The organism is Gilliamella sp. Lep-s35 (genome assembly GCF_009795845.1).
Taxonomy (GTDB): Bacteria; Pseudomonadota; Gammaproteobacteria; order Enterobacterales; family Orbaceae; genus Gilliamella.
This window is the reverse complement of the sequence record NZ_WTEX01000016.1, coordinates 1-20,990: the sequence shown is the minus strand read 5'-3', so window position 1 is coordinate 20,990 and position 20,990 is coordinate 1. Positions and strand designations below refer to the sequence as shown.

Genomic DNA, 20,990 nt, shown 5'->3' with positions numbered 1-20,990 from the left:
AAGAAGACCTAATCGATAAATTAAGAGATTACTGATTATTCTTGCTGGTTCGTCTCTTGACTCTTGTGCTCTTTCGGATCTTTAATTTTTTTTACATTTTCAGTTGCTACAGATGCCATTCTACCCATAGTGTCCCTTAAAATTTTGCCATCATCAGTTTTAAATGATGGAAGTTGCTCTATTCCATTTTCATCAACTTCAAAATAGGTAGCTTCAACAAAACCAAGTTTACTTGCATAAAATAAATGAGGAATACTACCACGGGTTGAATTATAAATTTGAACAGCAGCGTTATAAGCCTCTCTTCTTTCTAAAATAGTATTTTCAATTTCATCAAGCTGTGTCATCAATTGTTGATAAATTGAATTCGCTTTTAAATCAGGAAAACGGTTAGCCATCATCTGGACATTGCCTATAATACGTGATGTTTGAGAGGATGTAATATTTGCATTAGAAACACTATCGCTCTCAGTAATAGTGAAATGAGCTAACTTTTCGTGATCACCATAATTAGATGCTATATCAGACAGTCTTTGTGCTATATCATGTCTTTTCTTTATTGTTACATAAATATTTGATTGTTTTTATTTAACATTTTCAGCTAAATGTCTAAGCTTATTGTATGCAAAAAATAACCAAATTAAAGCTATAATTAATACTAGGAGAAAATTTATTAACATAAAGTAAAAAATTCCTTATAATCAAATTTCTATATTTTTATTGTTTGACATATTACATTAAAAGGGGGGCCAAAATTTTTTGTTTTTTTATTGGTCTCTAATAGGTTATTTATGATTCAATTGTAGTGTATATTTTTATAGCCCTTTATGTATATATCCCTGATTTTATTTAGCTAACATATTTAAAATAATTGCAAGCAAGCTAAATTTTACGTTAACATAAATTTATTCATTTTTCAATTCATTATAAAATGGTAAGTTATTTTTAGATGTTGTAGAAATTATGCTAATCTAGTAAAAAAATGTTTATCAAATTGTAAATAAAGTTTTTCAATAAGACTTTTACCTATAAATGAGATAAATTATTACACTAACCATTCTTTCAGTTTTTTAGAAAATAACTTTTATTGTTTAAAAAAGGAGAGGTAGTTAAAAATATGCGTTATAACGAACCACAAATGTTAACGTCAATAGTGACGCATGCCTCTTGTTTGTCTAAAATTCAAGATAGAACTAATGCATTAAAAACATTATCTAAAGTTGTTAGTGATTTATTGCCCTTGCCATTGAGTGAACAATGTCGTGTTGCTAATTATCGTCAAGGTATCTTAATTTTAGAAGTAAGTACCGCCAGTTGGTTGACTAGATTGAAATATGAACAAAGCAATTTAATCTCTGAGATACGAAAAACTGTTTTACCGTCCCTGTCATCTATTCAATATTTGATTAACCCAAATATATCAGCAAGGTTATCACAACGCCAATCCCAAACATCTAAGTCATCGTTGGCTCCGAGTGTAATGACAGCTAAAAGTTCAATGATTTTATATGCGTTAGCAGAAAATGCACCAAACAAATTAAAAAAACAATTGATAAAACTTGCTAACCATGCAAAATAAGCACTGATAACAATACATTAATTTTATATCTTAAAGATACAAGGAGTGAGTTATGGATAAATATATATTTACTTATCTTATAATTGGGTTAGTGGTTGGTTTTATTCTTGGTTTTATTTTTATGAATATTATTAGTCCTAAGGCTCGTAAATATGCAAAAATTAAGCAGGAACTAGATCAAGCAAAAGATGAATTAGTTGAGCAAAAACAAATGATTGCCAAGCATTTTTCTCACAGTGCGGAAATATTGGATAATATGGCAAAAGAGTTTCGTCGCCTTTATCAACATATGGCCGAAAATTCTACTCAATTTATTCATAGTGATAAAGGAGCATCTTTGGATTTTGACTCTACCTCTGATTCAGATGAGCCAAAAGAAATTATGCTTGATAAGCAACCAAGAGATTATTCAGATAATTCATCTGGTTTATTTAAAGATGAAAACAAATCTTAACTAAGATTAACTATGATAGTTTTATTTGCCATTAATTAATGGCAAGATATTTTTATAGAGATTAATTTTTTGTAAAAGTGAGAGTTATAAAATGATTGATTCATTAAAAAAACAAAAAAAATTGTTAAGTATTATAGCATTAAGTTTAGGGTTAAGTTTATCTGCTCTTACAAATGCTTATGCTTCTTTTCCTCCTATCTCAACTGATAATAATGCACAACAACCAAGTTTAGCCCCTATGCTTGAAACGGTATTACCTTCAGTTGTCAGTATTAAAGTTGAAGGCACTGCGCAAATGCAAAACAATATGCCTGAGGAATTTAGACGATTTTTTGGTTATCCTGATAGTCAATCAAGAGCTTTTTCAGGTTTGGGATCTGGTGTGATTATTGATGCTGAAAAAGGCTATGTGGTTACCAATAATCATGTTATTGATAATGCTGATAAAATCACAGTTTTATTAAATGATGGACATGAATATAAAGCAAAACTTATTGGTAAAGATCCACAAAGTGATATAGCTTTGCTTAAACTTGAAGATGCAAAAAAATTAACTGCAATTAAGCTTGCTGATTCAGATAAATTACGTGTGGGAGATTACGTTGTTGCAATTGGTAATCCATTTGGCATTGGTCAAACTGTCACCTCAGGAATTATTTCAGCACTTGCTCGAACAGGGCTTAATATGAATGGTTTTGAGAATTTTATTCAAACTGATGCATCAATTAATCAGGGTAACTCAGGTGGTGCGTTGGTCAACTTGAATGGTGAGTTAGTTGGTGTCAATACTGCAATTATTGCTCCTAACGGAGGTAATGTTGGTATCGGTTTTGCAATTCCAAGTAATATGGTAAAAAATCTAACTTCTCAACTTATTGAATATGGTGAAGTGAAACGTGGTGTACTTGGTATAAAAGGTAATGAGTTAACTTCTGATATAGCAAAAGCATTTGATTTAGATATTCAAAAGGGAGCGTTTGTTAGTGAAGTTCTTGACGATTCTGCGGCAAAAGCGGCTGGAATTAAGTCAGGAGACGTTATCGTTTCAATGGATGGTAAACCAGTAAATAGTTTTGCTGAATTACGCGCTAAAATTGCCACAACGGGCGCAGGCCGAACAGTAAAATTAGGATTAATTCGAGATGGTAAAGAGATAACTGTTGAAGTTAAATTGAAAAATAGTGACGAGACAACAGCAGAAGCAAAATCATTGCATTCTGCTCTTGATGGTGCAACGCTTATCAATGGCGAAATAAAAGGACAAAAAGGTGTTTTAATAGAAGATATTGCTAAAAATTCGTCTGCATCTCGACTCAGTTTGCAAGAGGGCGATCTTATTATTGGTGTTAATAAAGAACGAGTAACGAATATTACAGATCTTCGTAAAATTATTGATAGTAGCCCATCGGTAATTGCATTGAATATAGTTCGTGGTAATAGTCGTTTATATCTAATTTTGCGTTAATTAGTTTAACTTTATTTTGTCGATGCCTTGGCATCGACAAAAACTCCAATTTTAACCTTTATACAAATGTGTTAAAATTTTTACTATTCTTTCTATGACACCCCCTAAAATTAATGCTTAAAAAAATTCTATGGCCAATATTAATTGGTACGGTTTTAGCTATCGTTTTATTGATTGTTTTCCCTTCTTTACAAAAAGGAACTCAATCAAATTTTCCAAATTCAATTTTTAGTGATAACCCATTAAGTTATTCTAGTGCTGTTAAAATTGCAGCTCCTGCAGTAGTTAATATTTATAGTCGTTCTATTAATTCTTTATCTAAAGAATCACAAGATAGTGCAATAACTCCGCTTGGTTCTGGGGTAATTATGAGTAAGCAGGGATATATTGTGACTAATTACCATGTTATAGATGGTGCAGAACAAATTATTGTTGCATTACAAGATGGGCGAATTTTCGAGGCGCTGTCTGTTGGTTCTGATAAGCTAGTGGATATTGCGGTGTTAAAAATTGAAGCAACTAATCTTCCAACTATATCCATAAACCTCAAGCGTGAACCAAAGATTGGTGATGTGGTTTTAGCAATTGGTAATCCTTATAATATAGGGCAAACCATTACACAAGGTATCATTAGTGCTACTGGGCGAGATGGATTAAGTCCTTATCGAAGACAAAATTTTATTCAAACTGATGCATCAATAAATCACGGTAATTCTGGCGGGGCACTAGTTAATACCAAAGGTGAATTAATGGGGATTAATACGCTTACCTTTGCAAAAAATTTAGGGAACGATGTTCCAGAAGGTATTGGATTTGCGATTCCAACTTCTTTAGCTGTAAAAATTATGAATAAATTAATCCAGGATGGAAAAATTATTCGTGGTTATATTGGGATTGATGGTTTAGAGTTTGCGCCAACTCAAAATCCAAGTGATATACCAGTGGTATTAGGTATTTTAGTTACCAATACTGAAGGTCCTTCGTTACAAGCAGGCATACAAACAAATGATATTTTGATTATGGTAAATAACAAAACCGTTAAATCAATAGTTGAAACAATGGATGAAATTGCTGAGTTGAAACCTGGCACAACAGTCCCCATTATTGTATTGCGAAATGGTGAAAAAGTTGAGTTACAAGTAACAATAGGACAGTTACCTGTTTAATTATCCTTTTGTAGCTTGATTATTTAACCTTTAAGGCATATAATTTGCAGCCTTATCATGTTTTTTAGCCCTCGTATGGTGTATAGATTTTGCTTTTATAGCCATTTATATAGCGATACGAACAAACTTTAGAGGTTTATTATGAAAGAAGGTATCCATCCAGAATATACTGCAATTAATGCAACTTGCTCTTGCGGTAACGTAATTAAAACTCATTCAACTATTGGTCATGATATTCATCTTGACGTATGTGGTGAATGCCATCCGTTTTATACTGGTAAACAACGTGATGTTGCAACTGGTGGACGTGTAGATAAATTTAAACAACGTTTTGCTATGGTTGGTGGTAAAAAATAATATTGCGATAAGCAAAAATAAAAAGGCGCTTAATGCGCCTTTTTATTTTTCAAGAAAAAGTCGTTATTGAAAAATAACCTTTTACTCATCAATTAAATCTGGATCGATACCTAAATTTCGCATCATTTTTTGTGTTTCCATCGGGATATCGTCTTCTCGGTCTTTTTGCAAATCTTCATCACATGGTAAAGGTTGACCTGTGTAAGCATGAAGAAAAGCTTCACATAATAATTCACTATTTGTGGCATGACGCAAATTATTCACTTGTCTGCGAGTGCGCTCATCAGTTAAAATTTTTAATACTTTAAGTGGAATTGACACTGTGATTTTTTTTACCTGCTCACTTTTTTTACCATGCTCTGCATAAGGGCTTATGTATTCGCCGTTCCATTCCATCATTGTTCACCAAAATTACATCACAAATAATGTGGGTAATTTTATCTTTTTTTTCAGATTACTGCAATCTACACATCAAGACAGTTAGACGTCTAGACATGTTGACGTCTTTTTTTTGTGTGTTATGCTTAAAGAACTAATCTTATATTAAATAAAATATTGTTTGAGGGCATTATCATGACTATTCAAACTGAAAACTTAAGTCAAGGGACTATTGCTGTTCGCGGTGGATTAAATACTGATGATCAATATGGCAGTGTTGTTCCCGTTATTACTCCATCTACTTGTTATCGCTATGAAGCATTTGCTAAACCAAGAGAGTTTGACTACGCTCGAAAAGCCAATCCTAGCCGTCGCTTGGTAGAGCAAACAATTGCTAAACTTGAAGGTGGCATTGATGCCATTTTAACTAATTGTGGTATGTCGGCGATTCATTTAATCAGTGTTGCATTATTAACGCCTAATGATCTAGTTGTGGCACCACATGATTGCTATGGTGGTAGTTACCGGCTTTTTAATAGTTTAAGTCAACGTGGCTATTTTAAAGCCAAATTTGTTGATCAATCCGATCCTGTTGCATTAAAAGAAGCGCTTAGTTTACGCCCAAAATTAGTATTAATTGAAACACCAAGTAATCCTTTATTGCGGGTTGTTGATATTCAAAAAATTGCAGAGCAAGCTCATCAAGTTGGGGCATTAGTTTTAGTTGATAACACTTTTATGACCCCAATATTACAAAAACCACTAGAACTTGGTGCCGATATTGTTAGCCATTCTTGTACTAAATTTTTAAACGGACATTCAGATTTATTAGCGGGAATTTTAGTCTTTAAAGATCAGCAACTAGCTACAGATGTTTTATGGTGGGCTAATAATATTGGCACAATGACATCATCATTTGACAGTTATCTTCTGTTGCGTGGATTAAGAACACTTTCAGCGCGAGTAAAATTACAGCAGGACAATGCACAAAAAGTTGTTCAGTTTTTAGCTAATCACCCCAAAATAGCTAAAGTTTACCACCCCTCTTTACCCTCAAACCTTGGGCATGATATAGCCAAAAAACAGCAAAAAGGCTTTGGCTCATTACTTAGTTTTGAATTAGTAGGTGATGCTGATACCATGCCAACGTTTTTACAATCGCTTAAAATTTTCACCTTAGCTCAATCACTTGGTGGTGTTGAAAGTCTTGTATGCCATCCAGCAACGATGACTCATTCAGGCATTAGTGCTGAGGCTCGAAAAACAGCGGGTATTTCCGATCAGTTATTGCGTATTTCTGTTGGGTTGGAAGATATTGCCGATTTACTTGCTGATTTACAACAAGCATTAGCAAAAGTTTAATTTTTAAGTTTTATCTACAGTTAGCTATTTGGATTAATGAAATAGGTTTATTTCGTTAATCCTATTGTTTTTATATTCTTTGATATGTAGAAAAACGTCGGGTTGTTTACACTTCATGATTAAAATAATCCTTTAAACGCATAAGGCGTTTTCCCCAAAATCGTTTTGGACGGTTTAACGGTATTATGAAAGTTAATAAATCTCTAAGGTTCTGTTTTTTATAATTTAAACCGCTAAATATTTGCTAGTTATGCCACATTTTAATTTGAAATACATATTACTCTTTTGATTTTTTTAATCTCCAAACGGTATAGAATCCTGAATATTTTTTACAAAAATATAACCTAAAAAGCGAACAATCGAGTAATTACTCAATAGAATGATCATAGCTTACCTAAAAAATTACATCGTTTATTTTAGTTTTTTATGTTCATCGCAGTAATGTTATTTAATGTCATGTGAACTTTTGGGAATTATAAATAGCATGTTCTAGATAGACGCTTGGCCTCGATATGTCGTATTTTACTAAGATAGATTTTTTATAGCGTTTAGCAAATCAGTAGCAGTTATTTTTTTTATGATATCAGCACCATATTGCTTGTCTGTGATACTGGGGATGTTGTTTTTTTATGTACAGTTATTACAGTAGTTTCTCAAATTACTGTAAACAACGTAATTAATTTCTACGTCTAATACATTGGCTTGCTAAAATAGTCGTTTGTTATTTTTTCAATGGCAGAAAAGACCTCATCAATAGTGTGTTTTCTGCTTCGACTACATACTTTAGCCATTTCTTGGCAGACTAAACATTGCCTTGAGTGGTGATCAAATTTAGCGCGAGAAATACTTTGTTGGGTTATTGGGTCTATGACATCAATATCCCACAGGCGACCTAAAGGATGATTATCTTCGATATTAATACAGTACTGCTTTAGTACATCGGCAGCGCATTTTGCGATAATAATGGCTTCATAGCCAGTAATGTGATGAAATTGGATTTCATGTATTAATGGAATGCTGTTTTTTGATAAGCTGTTGTGTATAGTGGCAATGGCCTCTTTAAATAATCGACTGGCGCCACTACTATTTTTTATTGGGCCGGGAATAACTAAGCTTAATGAAATAAGCGGATAATGATAACGTTTTATTGCTTCTTGTTGGCTTTGTACACGTTTTTCTTTAGCCAAAAGCATCTGTTCAAGTGTGATAGGGGTGCCATCATCAAATTTAATTAATAGATCATTCATAATGAAAAATAAGCAGCATGACATCGACTAGTGCCATGCTACCTTGTGGTTAATTAGTCCTTAACTTGACGAACCACATCAATGACTGAACCATCACGGAAATGGACAATACCAACGATTTTATCATTAAATTCAATTGGTTTTGGTTCACCCGTTAAGGAAACAGCACGTTGATATAGCTCTTCAATACTCATAACTGGCAAATTAGCCGCTTTTAATCGTTCTGTAATTTCAGGGCGAGCAGGGTTAACCGCTATACCATGGTCAGTAACAAGAACGTCGACACTTTCACCCGGCGTTACAACTGTTGTCACTTTCTTAATTACAGTAGGGATTCGGCTACGAATGAGTGGCGCAACAATAATCGTTAAATTTGCACCAGCAGCGGTATCACAGTGACCACCTGATGCGCCACGCATAACACCGTCAGAACCGGTTAACACGTTAACGTTATAATCAAGGTCAATTTCTAACGCACTAAGGATCACAATATCTAACTCATCGACACTCGCACCTTTAGAGGCTGGGTTTGCATAGACATTCGTTGAAACTTCAATATGATCTTTATTTCGACCTAAAGATTGTCCCGCTGCGCCATCAAAACTTTGTGTATCAAGTAAGCGTTTTACTAGACCTTTTTCATGCAGATCAACAATACTTGCAGTAATACCACCTAAAGCAAATGATGCGGTGATATTTTTAGCGCGCATACGATTTTCTAGGAAACGTGTTGCTGCGGTTGAAGATGCACCAGAACCTGTTTGAATAGAAAATCCATCTTTAAAATAACCAGAATACTCAATAACATCTGCCGCATAACGCGCAATCATCAGTTCACGAGGGTTACTAGTAATACGAGCAGCACCAACGCTGATTTTAGTTGGATCACCAACTTCATCGACTTTAACAATATAGTCCACTTGATCTTGACGGATACTTGCAGGGTGATTAGGGTAGCCAACAATATCTTCAGTAAGTAATACCACTTTCTTAGCAAATTGTGCATCAACCATGGCATAACCTAATGCACCACATTGTGATTTACCCGATACACCATTCGCATTACCTTGTTCATCGGCAGTAGAAACCGCTAAAAATGCGATATCAATATTAATTTCGCCACTTTGAATCAGTTTTACACGTCCACCATGAGAATGGATATGAACAGGGTTATCCATTAAACCGTGTGAAATGGCATCAGCTAATTTACCACGCAAACCCGATGTATAGATCTTGGTAATCACACCTGATTCGATATGAGGGATAAGTGCTGCATTACAACTTAATAAAGAACTTGACGCTAATGTTAGGTTTTTAATTCCTAATTTGCTAATCGTTTCAACCACTTTGTTGATAACTTTATCGCCCTCACGAAATGCATGATGGAAAGAAATTGTCATACCATCACGCAATTCACATTTATGAATTGCTTGTTCAATAGAATCGCACAATTTACGCGTGTATTTAGACTCATCTTTTAAATATGGAGTCGTAGCATTAGCGTCAATAAAAGGCTTAATATTCTTGAGATCAGGGTGCTGTTTAAGCAAATCATCAATTTTTTTGTTTATAGAAGTAGTCATTTTTCAATCCTATCAAATTTCTTTACGTACACCGGAATATTTTGCTAACTCAATCACTTTTCTAGCACGAGCAATAATCGGAGCATCAATCATTTTGCCATTTAGAGAAATAACACCAAGGCCTTTTCTTTCACCTTCTTCAGCAGCTTCAACTACTTTTTGGGCATTTTCAACTTCAGCAGCAGTTGGCGCATAAGCATTATGTAACAGTTCAATTTGTCTTGGATTGATAAGTGATTTACCGTTATATCCGAGTTTTTTAATTAGGCTGACTTCTTTTAAAAAGCCTTCATCATCATTAACATTTGAATACACCACATCAAAGGCATCAATGCCAGCTACACGCGCAGCATGTAAAACGGCACAACGAGCATAAAATAACTCAGTACCATCGCCACGTTCAGTTTGCATATCAACAAGATAGTCAAATGCCGCCAGTGCAATACCAATTAAACGAGGTGAAGATTGAGCGATCGAAACCGCATTAACCACACCTTGAGCAGATTCAATTGCAGCCATTAATTTAGTGCTGCCTACTTCGCGCCCACACTCTTTTTCAATTCGTTCTACATGCGCTTCTAGCTCATGGATATCTTCAGCGCTATTGGTCATTGGTAAACGCACAACATCAACACCAGCTCTTACTACTGCTTCAAGGTCTTTTAAACCAAATGGAGTATCAAGCGCGTTGATTCGTACTACTGTTTCAATTCCATGTTCTTTATAAACAGGAAGAAGTAAAGTTTGTGCAACTAATAAACGAGCTGAATCTTTTTCTTTGATTGAAACCGCATCTTCAAGGTCAAACATAATTGAATCGGGTTTATAAACAAAAGAGGTTGATAACATTGCTGCATTTGCACCAGGAAGAAATAGCATACTTCGACGTAATTTTTTCATAGTAGTTTACTCCAATCTAAGTTTTCTTCTTCTGCGCCACGTAATACAGCACATTGAATTCTTGCTTTAATAGCGCAATCAAGTGCGCCTTTGTCATCAATAATAATTAGGCCATCGGTTACATTTAAGTCTTGTAATGTTTGCTCAACCACAGCGCGAATTTGATCGCCAAATTGCTTATTAACATCACTATTAATAACAATTTCAATCCCAGTATTAGGTATAACTTTGACTAACAAATCACTTGATTCGAGAGTCCCTGCCATGGCTTCTTTTTGTATTTTCATTTTGTTACCTTTTAAAATGTATTAAATTTTAAATTGATCCAAATTAGCTGAAAGGTAATCCCACGTTGTTGGTGGAACTAGTTTTTTTACCTGCTCATATTGCTTAGATGCTAATAATTTCCTCACTAATGAGGCTGATACAATAGTATCGTCTTCGGTTATTCGTGGAACTTCAACCACATTTATCACTGATTGAGCAGTGACTTTTTTATCTTCAAGCCAATAGCGCATTGCTTCATTATAAGCTTTCGTCACTTCATCATAAGGTTCAGTCCCAACAAATCGATAGGTAATGTTAAGCGCTGGCGCAATATAATTTCGGAATATAAGCAGATCAATCCCCATATAAGCTTGATCTATTTTTGTCTTATCTTTTAAAAAATAAGTAGGAAACGTAGCTCTTGAAATGATATAAGGCGAGCTTGCATGCACTGTAACATTTTTTATTTGTCTTGTGCCATCTTTAACTAACTTCAAACGTGTATCAAATGAAAATAACGATGCATTTTCATTGACGACAAAAACATGCAACCAGTCACATTGGCTCGCTGCATATTGCACAAGATACTGATGTCCTTTTGTAAAAGGGTTGGCATTCATCACAATACTGCCAATTTTCCCCCCTTCTTTTTGCTGTATATTGAGTTTTTTACAATACTGCTTAATACCAACAGGGGTGTTTTCCATAAGGACGACCAGATCGGTAATTTCTACAATAGGGTAAAAGCCACATCCTTTAAAAAAGTCAATATTTTCAGGTTTAGTATATAAAAAAAGGTGAAAATAGCCATTATCGTTGGCATATTTTATGGCGTGATCCATTAAAGTTAGATTTAGTTGATTACCACGATAATCAGAATCAATAGCAACACATTTAATAATATCACGCTCAATACCTGCACAAGCTATAATTTTAGTATTAAATTTAGCAACGATAAAAATAGTCACTTGTGAATCTAAATTAAGATCAGAACGTAATAATAACTGCTTAATTTCTTGATAATCTTGCTCAGATTTAGAAATATCAACAACGGCATAATCAACCAAATCGTACATAAATTTACCCTTTTTCAGCGACTATATAATTGGTTAAACGACCAATCCCAGTTATTTCAACTTCTATTGTATCACCATTTTGCATAAACACAGGAGGATTACGTTTTTTCCCCACGCCGCCTGGTGAACCAGTTAAAATTACATCACCAGATGATAAATGAGTAAATGTACTAATATAAGAAATTAACTCGGGAACAGTATGCACCAGATTTTTGACTGAATCATGTTGCATTTCTTGACCATTTAAATAAGTGGTTAACGATAATACTGTTGGATCTGGGATCTCATCACTTGTTGTAATACATGGACCAAATGCTCCCGTGCTTGGCCAGTTCTTACCTGCGGTAAACCAAGTGTATTGCCAGTCACGAATTGAACCATCCATATAACAGCTATAACCTGCTACATAAGATAGCGCATCTTCTTGGCTAATACGAAAACCTGCTTTCCCAATGATAATAGCTAATTCACCTTCATAATCTAATTCATTAGTGATAGCAGGTTTAATAATATTAGTTTTATGACCTGTTTGAGAATCAGGGAAGCGAACAAAAAGTGTTGGTGCTGAACTGGTTTCATTAAATTCAGCGCGTTTTTCAGCGTAATTCATACCAACACATAAAATCTTATTTGGATTTGGAATAACAGGTAAATAAGTAATATCTTGTTCATCTATGTCGCTTGGGGCATCAAGATAGGTTTTAGCAATTACTAGGCCTTCATCATCGGCAAGTAGTGATTTTAAATCGGTGTATTTATCACCTAATTTTTGCTTTAAATCAACAATACCGTTATGAGTAAGAAGACCAAAACTTGCTCTACCAGAGACAAGATAACTGATAAGCTTCATGAAAACTCCTTAAAAGCTGTTTGTACTAATTGTAACTATAAAATAAACAACCCTAGTATAAACTAAGGTTGTTTTTTGAAATGTAAAATCTATACTAAGAAATTGCCCAAAATGAGTAATGATACAGACACATTGATTGCGCCACCAATACGCGTTGCAATTTGTGCAAATGGCATTAATTCCATACGTTCGGCAGCAGTTAGAATTGCCACGTCACCTGTTCCGCCTTGACCACTTTGACAACAAGATATAACCGCAGCATCAACTGGATACATACCAAGCGCTTTTGACACAAAGAAACCAGTAGTCACTAAGCTCACAACAGTACAAACAATAACAATTAAGTTAGTAATAGTGAAAGCATCAACAATTTTTTCCCAAGGAGTAATTGCCACACCTACTGCAAATAAAATAGGATAAGTTACAGATGTTTGGAAAAATTTATAAACAACTTGTGAACCGCTCAATACTTTTGGTGAAACACCTGATACTAGCTTAACAAAAACGGCAGCAAATAACATCCCAACTGGCGCTGGAAGGCCGATTAATTTGTGACCAATCATACCTACCATATAAAGGATAGCTGCTAGTAAAACACCTGAAGCAAATGTTGTAACGTCTATTGCCATTTCAATTTTAGTATTTTTTTGGTTCATTGAGTGATCATCTTTAGAAGCTGGTAATAAACGACCGTTACCAGTTAAATGCGGGTAAGCTTTACCAATACGGTTCAGAATACCACCACAGATAATACCTGTTAAACCACCAAGCATAACAATTGGTAACACGCGACCAAGCGCATCGCCTTGTTCCATACCTAAAATTGTCGCATAACCGATTGAAAGAGGAATAGCACCTTCACCAACACCACCAGCCATAATTGGTAATACTAAGAAGAAAAATGTTTCAAACGGAGTTAAACCAAGTAAATAACCAACAGAAACACCAACGATCATACCAACAATTTCACCACAAAGCATTGGCGCAAAGATTCTTAAGAAGCCTTGGATAAGTGTTCGCTTATCCATATTCATAATACTACCCACGATAATACAGCAGATATATAAGTAAAGGATATGGGTATCTTTATAGAATTTAGTTGTTGCTTCAACAACGGGTTTAGGCAAAATACCATAATAAACTAGTGCAGATGGAATAAATGTTGCACAAATTGCAGCTGCACCCATTTTCCCAACAATCGGTAAGCGTTTACCTATCTCGCCACATAAAAAACCAAAGAAAGCACAAGTTACCACCATTACAACAATTTCGCTAGGTAATTTACCGGTTACTAACACTTCTAAACAAATAAGAATACCGGCAATAATAAATAATGGAAGTGGGATGACACCAATTTTATAATTGTCCATCAGTCGCCACCAGTTATATGGCCACCCTGTTTGTTTTTCTTCTATATGATTAATTGCTGATTTTTCTTCATTATGCGTTTTTCCAATTGAATTGAAATCCACCATGTATTTTTTCTCCAAAAATGATTTTATTTATTCGAAATCAATGGCGGGTATCTTTACAAAAAATTAATTAATTTTTTGTGATATAAATCATAAATTAACTGTGGTTTTTATGATTTTAAAGGATCTATGTTTTTTAATGCTGTGTTACACTTATTTCAACTTAATCTAGGACATAATCATGTGAAAATGCAAAAAAAACTTCAATTATCGTTTACAACAAAGCTTTTTTTATCGCTTTTGTTGTTTTCGTTGACTGTTCTTGCGTTATTACAAAGCTACATTTGGAATATAACAGAAACCAATTTATACAGAAGCCTAGGCGAAAAGGCTCAAATTCAGGCAAAAGAGTTATCTGTTTTACCAAATTTAATTCAATATGTCCAAGACAAAGACATTAATAAAATAGCCCTTTTAATTAAGGAAATATTTGAACAAAGTGATGCGAGCTATATTGTTATTGGCGATGTGAATGCAAATCGCCTATTTCATACATCTGGTAGATCTTTATTTTCGCCCATGATAGGCAATGATAATCAAGAGGTGCTTAATGGCAATAGTAGTATCACAATTAGCGAAGGATCTTTAGGGTTAGCACTAAGGGGTAAAGCGCCAATTATTGAACATGGTAAAGTTATAGGAATTGTTTCAGTTGGTTACCTGATTGATGATATTTATGCATTGCGTATTAAGCAATTTATACCGTTTATTGTTTTTTGTTCCTTATTGTTTTTAGCATTATTTATTTTTTCATACTTTTTTTCAAAAGCGATCAAAAATCAGATGCTGAATCTAGAACCTAAAGCAATTGCGCTACTCGTAAAAAGCCAAAAGTCGATCATGGAGTCGATTTTTGAAGGCGTTATCGCAATCGATCTTAATTATAAAATAATCAATATTAACCAATCGGCCAGATGCATGTTAGAAATTAGCTACAACGATGATTCCTTAATCAACCACAAATTAAGTGATTTTATAAAATCTAACGATTTTATTTATGGCAAGGACAATCAACATCAAGATATACATGACCACATCTGTTACTTTAACAATATTAGCGTCATTGCCAATAGAATCCGTATTATTGTAGACGAAAAAATCCAAGGTTGGGTTATCACATTTCGTAATTTTAACGACATAAACTTACTGAGCATGCAATTAACCCAAGTGACGCAATATGTCGATAATCTACGTGCTATTAGGCATGAACATCTTAACTGGTTGGCAACGTTATCAGGATTGATTTATATGAAACGGTATGCAGAAGCGCAATCATTTATTGCCTTACAATCTGCTGATAACCAAAATAATCTGGATTTTATTACCGAAAATATTCAAATCCCCGCGATTTGCGGATTACTCATTGGCAAATATTCAAAAGCGCACGAAATCGGTCTAAAGCTCATATTTGACCCCGCATGCCAATTAAGTGCATTATCGTCACTTATCACCGAAACAGAATTTATGTCAATTTTAGGTAATTTACTTGATAATGCTTTCAACGCTAGCTTAAAAAATGAACATGGCGATAAAACAATTTACTTATATCTTAGTGACGCAACAAACGAAATAGTCCTTGAAATTAGCGACCAAGGTTGTGGGATCGATCAAGGTATTCGTAGCTCTATCTTTGAACCTGGAGTTACCTCTCAAGAAGGTAAAGAGCACGGTATTGGCTTACATCTTGTTTCAACCTACATAAAAAAAGCTAATGGTTATATTACATTTGAAGATAATACTCCGTATGGAACAATTTTTTCTGTATTTATTCCCAAATAATAGGAAGGTAATTGTATGAACGAATTTCAAGAAAACGCCATTAAAGTACTTATTGTCGAAGACGAACCAATATTAGCCGAATTAAATGCAGAGTTTATTCAAAAAGATACCAAAGTTAAAGTCATAGGGATTGCATCAAATTTAGACGAAGCCAAAATTATGGTTGAAAAACTAAAACCAACTTTAATCTTACTCGATAACTACTTACCAGATGGGCAGGGAATCGAATTATTTGAATACATAATCAATAACCACTTAGACAGCTATGTTATTTTTATTACCGCAGCAAGCGATATGGATACTTGTAGTAAAGCGATTCGTTATGGCGCTTTTGATTATCTAATTAAACCGGTGTCTTATCAGCGATTAAAACATTCTTTAGAACGTTTTGAGCTTTTTTTATATCGTCAAAGCCTGCAAAAACACGTTAATCAACGCAGAATTGATGAACTATTTAATTTGCAAACTAAAGATTTTGTTGATATGAATCGACGCTCAAAAGGTATTGAGGAAATCACACTACAAAAAGTCAAAGATTTATTTATGCAAACCGATCAAGCACTCACCGTTGACGAAATAGTAGAAAAAGCCAATATTAGCAAAACAACAGCTAGGCGATATTTAGAATATTGTGTCCAAATCAAATTATTAACAGTCGAACTTAATCATGGAAAAATTGGACGACCAGAAAGATTATATAGACGGTTAGGAAAATAAATATTTAAGTTAAGATAATTTTCATATAGTGACTTATCTTCTATATAATTGATAATTATATAAATATGCTTATTTGTTATTTTAACTGCAAAATATTTGATGCTAAATTTAGCCCACCTAGTTGCCAAATAGTTAAAATTTTGCGGTACAAAAAAATAAGGAGTAAGTGTATGTCTTTAGTTATAGGAAAGATTGTTACTACTGAAAATAATGAGATTAACGAAAATGGTGTATTTGTCCGTCAGGCTAATCGCTTTGTTACACCATTTGGCGAAGAACCTGGACAGCTACCGGTTGAAGCAGGTCGTTATCGTTTAATTTGGGCGGCTGTTTGCCCATGGGCGCATCGCTCAATGATTGCTATTAAATTATTAGGATTAGAAGATGTAATTAGTGTTGGAAAAGTAAGTCCAATTAGAACCTCCGATGGCTGGGAATTTTCGCTTGATGCTAACGGCAAAGATCCTGTACTTAAAATCCGTTATTTACCCGAAATTTATGCCTTAACGGATCCTCAATATAATGGTAGAGCAACGGTGCCAACCGTTGTCGATGTAAAAACAGGAAAAGTCGTTAATAATGATTATTTTAAGCTTACTTATTATTGGGAAACTGCATTTAAACCTTTTCATAAAGCGGGTGCTCCTGATCTTTATCCTGAAAAACTACGAACGGATATTGATGAACTAAATGATGTTATATTCCATGAGGTGAATAATGGTGTGTATAAAGCAGGTTTTGCTCGTTCGCAAAAAGCGTATGAAGAAGCATACTACCTTGTTTTTAATCAATTGGATAAGTTAGAACAGCGTTTGAGCCAATCACGTTACTTATTCGGTGATAAAATTACTGATTCAGATATTCGCCTCTATGTGACGTTGGCTCGCTTTGATGTTGCCTACTATTGTGCCTTTAAAACTAATCGTAATCGAATTATCGACTACCCGAACTTATGGGCTTATGCTCGAGACCTTTATCAAATCCCCGCTTTTGGTGAAACAACAGATTTTGAAGCAATAAAAAAAGGCTATTTTTTGGGCGTTAATTCGAATAATCCTTATGATATTTTACCTTTAGGTCCCAATGTCAGTAATTGGCACACTCCACACAACCGAGCAAAACAGTTCAGTTCGAATAACTAATTTTATTAATCGGAGTAATTATAATGCCAAATATATTAGATATTCGATTAATTTTCACCCAAATTCCAACATTACTGGCTTATTTACCTGTAACACTTTTTATTACCTTTTTCTCAATGCTACTAGGGGTGATGTTGGGATTAATTATTGCTATCATCAAAATGAATAAAATACCGATATTATCACAGATATCGGCGATATTTGTCTCTTTTATAAGAGGAACCCCATTATTAGTACAGCTCTATTTAAGTTTTTATGGTATTCCTATCCTATTGCGTTATATCAATTATTTTTATGATACTCACTATAATATTAATGGTATATCCCCAATATTTTTTGTATTAATTGCCTTTTCTTTTAACGAGGCTGCCTATAATTCAGAAACTATTCGTGCAGCGTTACTGTCTGTGAATAAAGGTCAGATTGAAGCTGCGCAATCATTAGGAATGACTTATAGTCAGTTGTTACGAAGAATTGTGATTCCTGAAGCTGTTATTGTGGCATTACCTAATTTAGGTAATGCACTAATTGGTTTACTAAAAGGCACATCATTAGCATTTGTTTGTTCGGTGACAGAAATGACCGCTAGAGGGAAAACTCTAGCAGGACATAGTTACCGTTATTTTGAAGTTTATATTTCATTGGCTTTAATTTATTGGGCATTAACCATTATTATTGAGCTAACCATGAAATATTTAGAAAAACGTTTAACGATTTCTGACAGTGTTGACACTCCAAGTTATCGCCGAGGAAAATTATTATGATTAATGTTCAAAACTTAACATTATCTTTTCATCATAATTTGATATTGAATCAACTTAACTTTCATATATTTCCTCATGAAATTGTTGCAGTTATTGGCGCATCGGGGGCGGGTAAATCAACGCTTTTACGTTGTTTAAATTTATTAGAAAAACCACAGCAAGGTAAGATTTGTATTGATAATTTTGAATTTGATGTCAGCTGCAGAAAAAGGCATAAAGTAGTAGCATTTCGCCAACAAACAGCAATGGTGTTTCAACAATTCAATTTATTTCAACAAAAAAATGCATTAGAAAATGTCATGGAAGGGTTAATGATTGTAAAAAAATACTCAAAGGATAAGGCAAAGCAGATAGCATATGAAAAACTAGCTCAGGTCGGCCTTACTGAACGAATTTATCATTATCCAAAACAGTTATCAGGAGGACAACAGCAACGAGTTGCAATTGCCAGAGCATTAGCAATGGAACCGAAAGTTTTGTTACTTGATGAACCAACCTCGGCACTCGATCCTGAGCTAGTGGGAGAAGTGTTAGCAACAATAAAAATAGCAGCTAAATCAGGTATTACTATGATTTTAGTTTCTCATGAAATGAGTTTTGTTCATGACATTGCAACTCGGGTGTTATTTTTAGATAAAGGAAAAATCATTGAAGATGGTTCACCGCAGCAGGTATTTTCAAATCCAACTCAACAAAGAACCAAAGATTTTTTAGCAAGATATTACTCTGCCGGACAAATAAATTATGAAATTTAATAAATGGAGTATGAATGAATATTATTATTCAACAACATTGTGATGGTATTAATTGGCAAGATGTCGCTGATTTACTGGCTTTTTACGGGCTTAGTTCATTGGACGCTAAGAGACAAGAACAAGTGTTTCGTAACAGCTATGCTGTTGTATTTTTGCTAGAAAGAGAGCACGTTGTTGGTGTTGGTCGCGCATTATCTGATGGTATTTGTCAAGCTGCAATATATAACATTGCGTTGGCAAAACATCTACATGGGCTACAGTATGGAAGGCTGATAGTTGATAAACTTGTTGAGCAGATAATACAGTGCAATATTATTCTTTACACCCATCCACAAACTGTTGAGTTTTATAAGAATTTAGGCTTTGAAGTAATGAAAACCGGCATGGTTCGTTATCAATCCGATGCTCTAACTGAAATGAGAAACATGGGTTTTATTTAAAATGTAGATAAAAAACACTTCAATCAATCCGTTGGCAATATTGAGCCAAATTTAAGGAGGAAATAGCGTTATGAATTACAAAAAGTGGTTAAATATTTTAGTAGTAGGAACTTTATTTTTTACTGGCTGTGATAATCAAAATAAAGATACGCAAGCAAAAGGTAAAGAAAAAATTATTATTGCAACCTCAGGAGCTCCAAGTCCTTTCACAACAGTAGATAAAAAAGGTGAATTAATAGGGTATGATATTGATGTGGTAAAAGCAATCTTTGCAAAGCTACCGCAATATGAAATTAGCTTTGAAATTACTGAGTTTTCATCAGTTTTAGCAGGACTTGATTCTCAGCGTTATCAAGTGGGTGCTAATAATTTTGCCATGAATGAAAAACGGAAAGAAAAGTATTTTTATTCTGATCCTATTTTTAAAAATCAATATGCAATTGCAGTTGCAAAAAACAATAACGATATTAAACAGTTTACCGATCTTAATGGCAAGTCAACCGAGGTAACACCAGGGCTTAATTATGCTACAGCACTAGAACTATATAATGAACAATATCCAAATAATCCTGTTAAAATTGTTTATAGTGAAGCTGATTTATTGGCTGCACTTCAACATGTTGAAACAGGGCAATATGATTTTCAATTAATCGATAAAGTAATGCTATCGCAATTGATTAACGAACATAATCTTAATCTTAAAATAATAGAATTAAACAAAGATGATAGCAATCGTATCGGCTCGCCATACAGTTATTTTTTAATTAGTAAAGGAGCTAAAGGTGAACAGCTAACCAAAGATATTAACCAAGGTATACAACAAATCATCAATAATGGCACGCTATCGAAAATTAGTAATCACTATTTTGGTTCTGATTATTCTCCTAAATAATCAATTTTTTATACAATATGTAGAAAAACGCCGAGTTATTTACACTTCATGATTAAAATAGTCCCCTAAAAACGCATAAGGCGTTTTGCCTGAAATCATTTTATGCGGTTTAACCGTATTATAAAAATCAATAGAACGCTTAAGCTTCTGTTTTCTTTTTTGTATCACTAAATATTTGTTGATTATGCCACATTTCAATTTAAAGCTCGTATCACTCTTGTAAATACCCCATTTTTAGCAAAAAACTCACATAGAAAATTGACCCTATAAATAAATTTTTGTATTTGCTGATTTTTAAACTACTCTATTGAGTAAAAAAAGAAGTAAATACAAATGGACTAAAAA

At 34.0% G+C, this 20,990-nt stretch carries 21 protein-coding genes and 1 pseudogene; 13 read left to right on the top strand and 9 right to left on the bottom strand.

Features of this window, described 5'->3' with window-relative positions; genetic code table 11:
• Nucleotides 1–35: 35 nt before the first annotated feature.
• Entirely contained in the window at nucleotides 36–572 is a 537-nt protein-coding gene (locus GQ590_RS08185; RefSeq protein ID WP_160408017.1) for a LemA family protein, read from the bottom strand.
• A 545-nt stretch (nucleotides 573–1,117) separates the two neighbouring features.
• Between GQ590_RS08185 and GQ590_RS08180 the strand changes: the two genes are divergently transcribed.
• The 5 genes from GQ590_RS08180 to rpmE all read left to right on the top strand — a co-directional run bounded on the left by GQ590_RS08180 (nucleotide 1,118) and on the right by rpmE (nucleotide 5,021).
• Nucleotides 1,118–1,579 (top strand): DUF721 domain-containing protein, encoded by a 462-nt coding sequence (locus GQ590_RS08180; protein WP_160407944.1) that lies wholly within the window; start codon nucleotides 1,118–1,120, stop codon nucleotides 1,577–1,579.
• A 52-nt stretch (nucleotides 1,580–1,631) separates the two neighbouring features.
• Nucleotides 1,632–2,033 (top strand): DUF1043 family protein, encoded by a 402-nt coding sequence (locus GQ590_RS08175; RefSeq protein WP_160407946.1) that lies wholly within the window; start codon nucleotides 1,632–1,634, stop codon nucleotides 2,031–2,033.
• A gap of 91 nt (nucleotides 2,034–2,124) precedes the next feature.
• On the top strand, nucleotides 2,125–3,498 hold the full coding sequence (locus tag GQ590_RS08170; RefSeq protein ID WP_160407948.1) for a Do family serine endopeptidase: 1,374 nt from the start codon (nucleotides 2,125–2,127) through the stop codon (nucleotides 3,496–3,498).
• Between the two features lie 113 nt (nucleotides 3,499–3,611).
• Nucleotides 3,612–4,664: an outer membrane-stress sensor serine endopeptidase DegS gene (gene degS / locus GQ590_RS08165; protein WP_160407950.1), complete on the top strand. Its 1,053-nt coding sequence runs from the start codon at nucleotides 3,612–3,614 to the stop codon at nucleotides 4,662–4,664.
• A gap of 141 nt (nucleotides 4,665–4,805) precedes the next feature.
• Nucleotides 4,806–5,021, top strand: coding sequence for a 50S ribosomal protein L31 (gene rpmE, locus GQ590_RS08160; RefSeq protein WP_065636780.1), 216 nt, complete (start codon nucleotides 4,806–4,808; stop codon nucleotides 5,019–5,021).
• 81 nt (nucleotides 5,022–5,102) lie between these two features.
• Here rpmE and metJ read toward each other — a convergent pair whose 3' ends face one another.
• Nucleotides 5,103–5,420 carry a met regulon transcriptional regulator MetJ gene (gene metJ, locus GQ590_RS08155; RefSeq protein WP_160407952.1) on the bottom strand — a complete coding sequence of 106 codons (318 nt, stop codon included), beginning with the start codon at nucleotides 5,418–5,420 and terminating at the stop codon, nucleotides 5,103–5,105.
• 174 nt (nucleotides 5,421–5,594) lie between these two features.
• Here metJ and metB point away from each other — a divergent pair, with 174 nt between their 5' ends.
• Complete coding sequence (gene metB / locus GQ590_RS08150) at nucleotides 5,595–6,761, top strand: cystathionine gamma-synthase (RefSeq protein ID WP_160407954.1); 1,167 nt, start codon at nucleotides 5,595–5,597, stop codon at nucleotides 6,759–6,761.
• A gap of 689 nt (nucleotides 6,762–7,450) precedes the next feature.
• Here the strand turns inward: metB and citX are convergent.
• From citX to GQ590_RS08115, 7 genes and pseudogenes are all read right to left on the bottom strand, one after another.
• Nucleotides 7,451–8,008 carry a citrate lyase holo-[acyl-carrier protein] synthase gene (gene citX, locus GQ590_RS08145; RefSeq protein ID WP_065636783.1) on the bottom strand — a complete coding sequence of 186 codons (558 nt, stop codon included), beginning with the start codon at nucleotides 8,006–8,008 and terminating at the stop codon, nucleotides 7,451–7,453.
• 53 nt (nucleotides 8,009–8,061) lie between these two features.
• Complete coding sequence (citF, locus tag GQ590_RS08140) at nucleotides 8,062–9,591, bottom strand: citrate lyase subunit alpha (RefSeq protein ID WP_160407956.1); 1,530 nt, start codon at nucleotides 9,589–9,591, stop codon at nucleotides 8,062–8,064.
• Nucleotides 9,592–9,603: 12 nt separating this feature from the next.
• Nucleotides 9,604–10,491 carry a citrate (pro-3S)-lyase subunit beta gene (gene citE / locus GQ590_RS08135; protein WP_091121291.1) on the bottom strand — a complete coding sequence of 296 codons (888 nt, stop codon included), beginning with the start codon at nucleotides 10,489–10,491 and terminating at the stop codon, nucleotides 9,604–9,606.
• Nucleotides 10,488–10,778: a citrate lyase acyl carrier protein gene (gene citD / locus GQ590_RS08130; protein ID WP_065636786.1), complete on the bottom strand. Its 291-nt coding sequence runs from the start codon at nucleotides 10,776–10,778 to the stop codon at nucleotides 10,488–10,490. The genes citE and citD overlap by 4 nt, the downstream gene beginning before the upstream one ends.
• A gap of 21 nt (nucleotides 10,779–10,799) precedes the next feature.
• Nucleotides 10,800–11,834: a [citrate (pro-3S)-lyase] ligase gene (citC, locus tag GQ590_RS08125; RefSeq protein ID WP_160407958.1), complete on the bottom strand. Its 1,035-nt coding sequence runs from the start codon at nucleotides 11,832–11,834 to the stop codon at nucleotides 10,800–10,802.
• Nucleotides 11,835–11,838: 4 nt separating this feature from the next.
• Nucleotides 11,839–12,684 (bottom strand): fumarylacetoacetate hydrolase family protein, encoded by an 846-nt coding sequence (locus tag GQ590_RS08120; protein ID WP_160407961.1) that lies wholly within the window; start codon nucleotides 12,682–12,684, stop codon nucleotides 11,839–11,841.
• 89 nt (nucleotides 12,685–12,773) lie between these two features.
• Nucleotides 12,774–14,066, bottom strand: a pseudogene (locus GQ590_RS08115) (2-hydroxycarboxylate transporter family protein); the annotation flags it as partial.
• A 279-nt stretch (nucleotides 14,067–14,345) separates the two neighbouring features.
• Between GQ590_RS08115 and GQ590_RS08110 the strand changes: the two are divergent.
• The 7 genes from GQ590_RS08110 (at nucleotide 14,346) to GQ590_RS08080 (ending at nucleotide 20,645) form a co-directional block, all read left to right on the top strand.
• Nucleotides 14,346–15,935: a sensor histidine kinase gene (locus GQ590_RS08110; protein WP_160407965.1), complete on the top strand. Its 1,590-nt coding sequence runs from the start codon at nucleotides 14,346–14,348 to the stop codon at nucleotides 15,933–15,935.
• A gap of 15 nt (nucleotides 15,936–15,950) precedes the next feature.
• Nucleotides 15,951–16,652, top strand: coding sequence for a response regulator (locus GQ590_RS08105; RefSeq protein ID WP_160407967.1), 702 nt, complete (start codon nucleotides 15,951–15,953; stop codon nucleotides 16,650–16,652).
• A 170-nt stretch (nucleotides 16,653–16,822) separates the two neighbouring features.
• Entirely contained in the window at nucleotides 16,823–17,794 is a 972-nt protein-coding gene (locus GQ590_RS08100; RefSeq protein ID WP_160407969.1) for a glutathione S-transferase family protein, read from the top strand.
• A 23-nt stretch (nucleotides 17,795–17,817) separates the two neighbouring features.
• Nucleotides 17,818–18,558, top strand: a complete 741-nt coding sequence (locus tag GQ590_RS08095) for an amino acid ABC transporter permease (protein WP_160407971.1) — start codon at nucleotides 17,818–17,820, stop codon at nucleotides 18,556–18,558.
• Nucleotides 18,555–19,313 carry an amino acid ABC transporter ATP-binding protein gene (locus GQ590_RS08090; RefSeq protein WP_160407973.1) on the top strand — a complete coding sequence of 253 codons (759 nt, stop codon included), beginning with the start codon at nucleotides 18,555–18,557 and terminating at the stop codon, nucleotides 19,311–19,313. The genes GQ590_RS08095 and GQ590_RS08090 overlap by 4 nt, the downstream gene beginning before the upstream one ends.
• Before the next feature lie 14 nt (nucleotides 19,314–19,327).
• On the top strand, nucleotides 19,328–19,753 hold the full coding sequence (locus GQ590_RS08085) for a GNAT family N-acetyltransferase (RefSeq protein WP_160407975.1): 426 nt from the start codon (nucleotides 19,328–19,330) through the stop codon (nucleotides 19,751–19,753).
• A 70-nt stretch (nucleotides 19,754–19,823) separates the two neighbouring features.
• The gene (locus GQ590_RS08080; RefSeq protein ID WP_160407977.1) at nucleotides 19,824–20,645 is read left to right on the top strand and encodes a transporter substrate-binding domain-containing protein; all 822 of its coding nucleotides are present in this window, start codon (nucleotides 19,824–19,826) and stop codon (nucleotides 20,643–20,645) included.
• The last annotated feature ends 345 nt before the right edge of the window (nucleotides 20,646–20,990 follow it).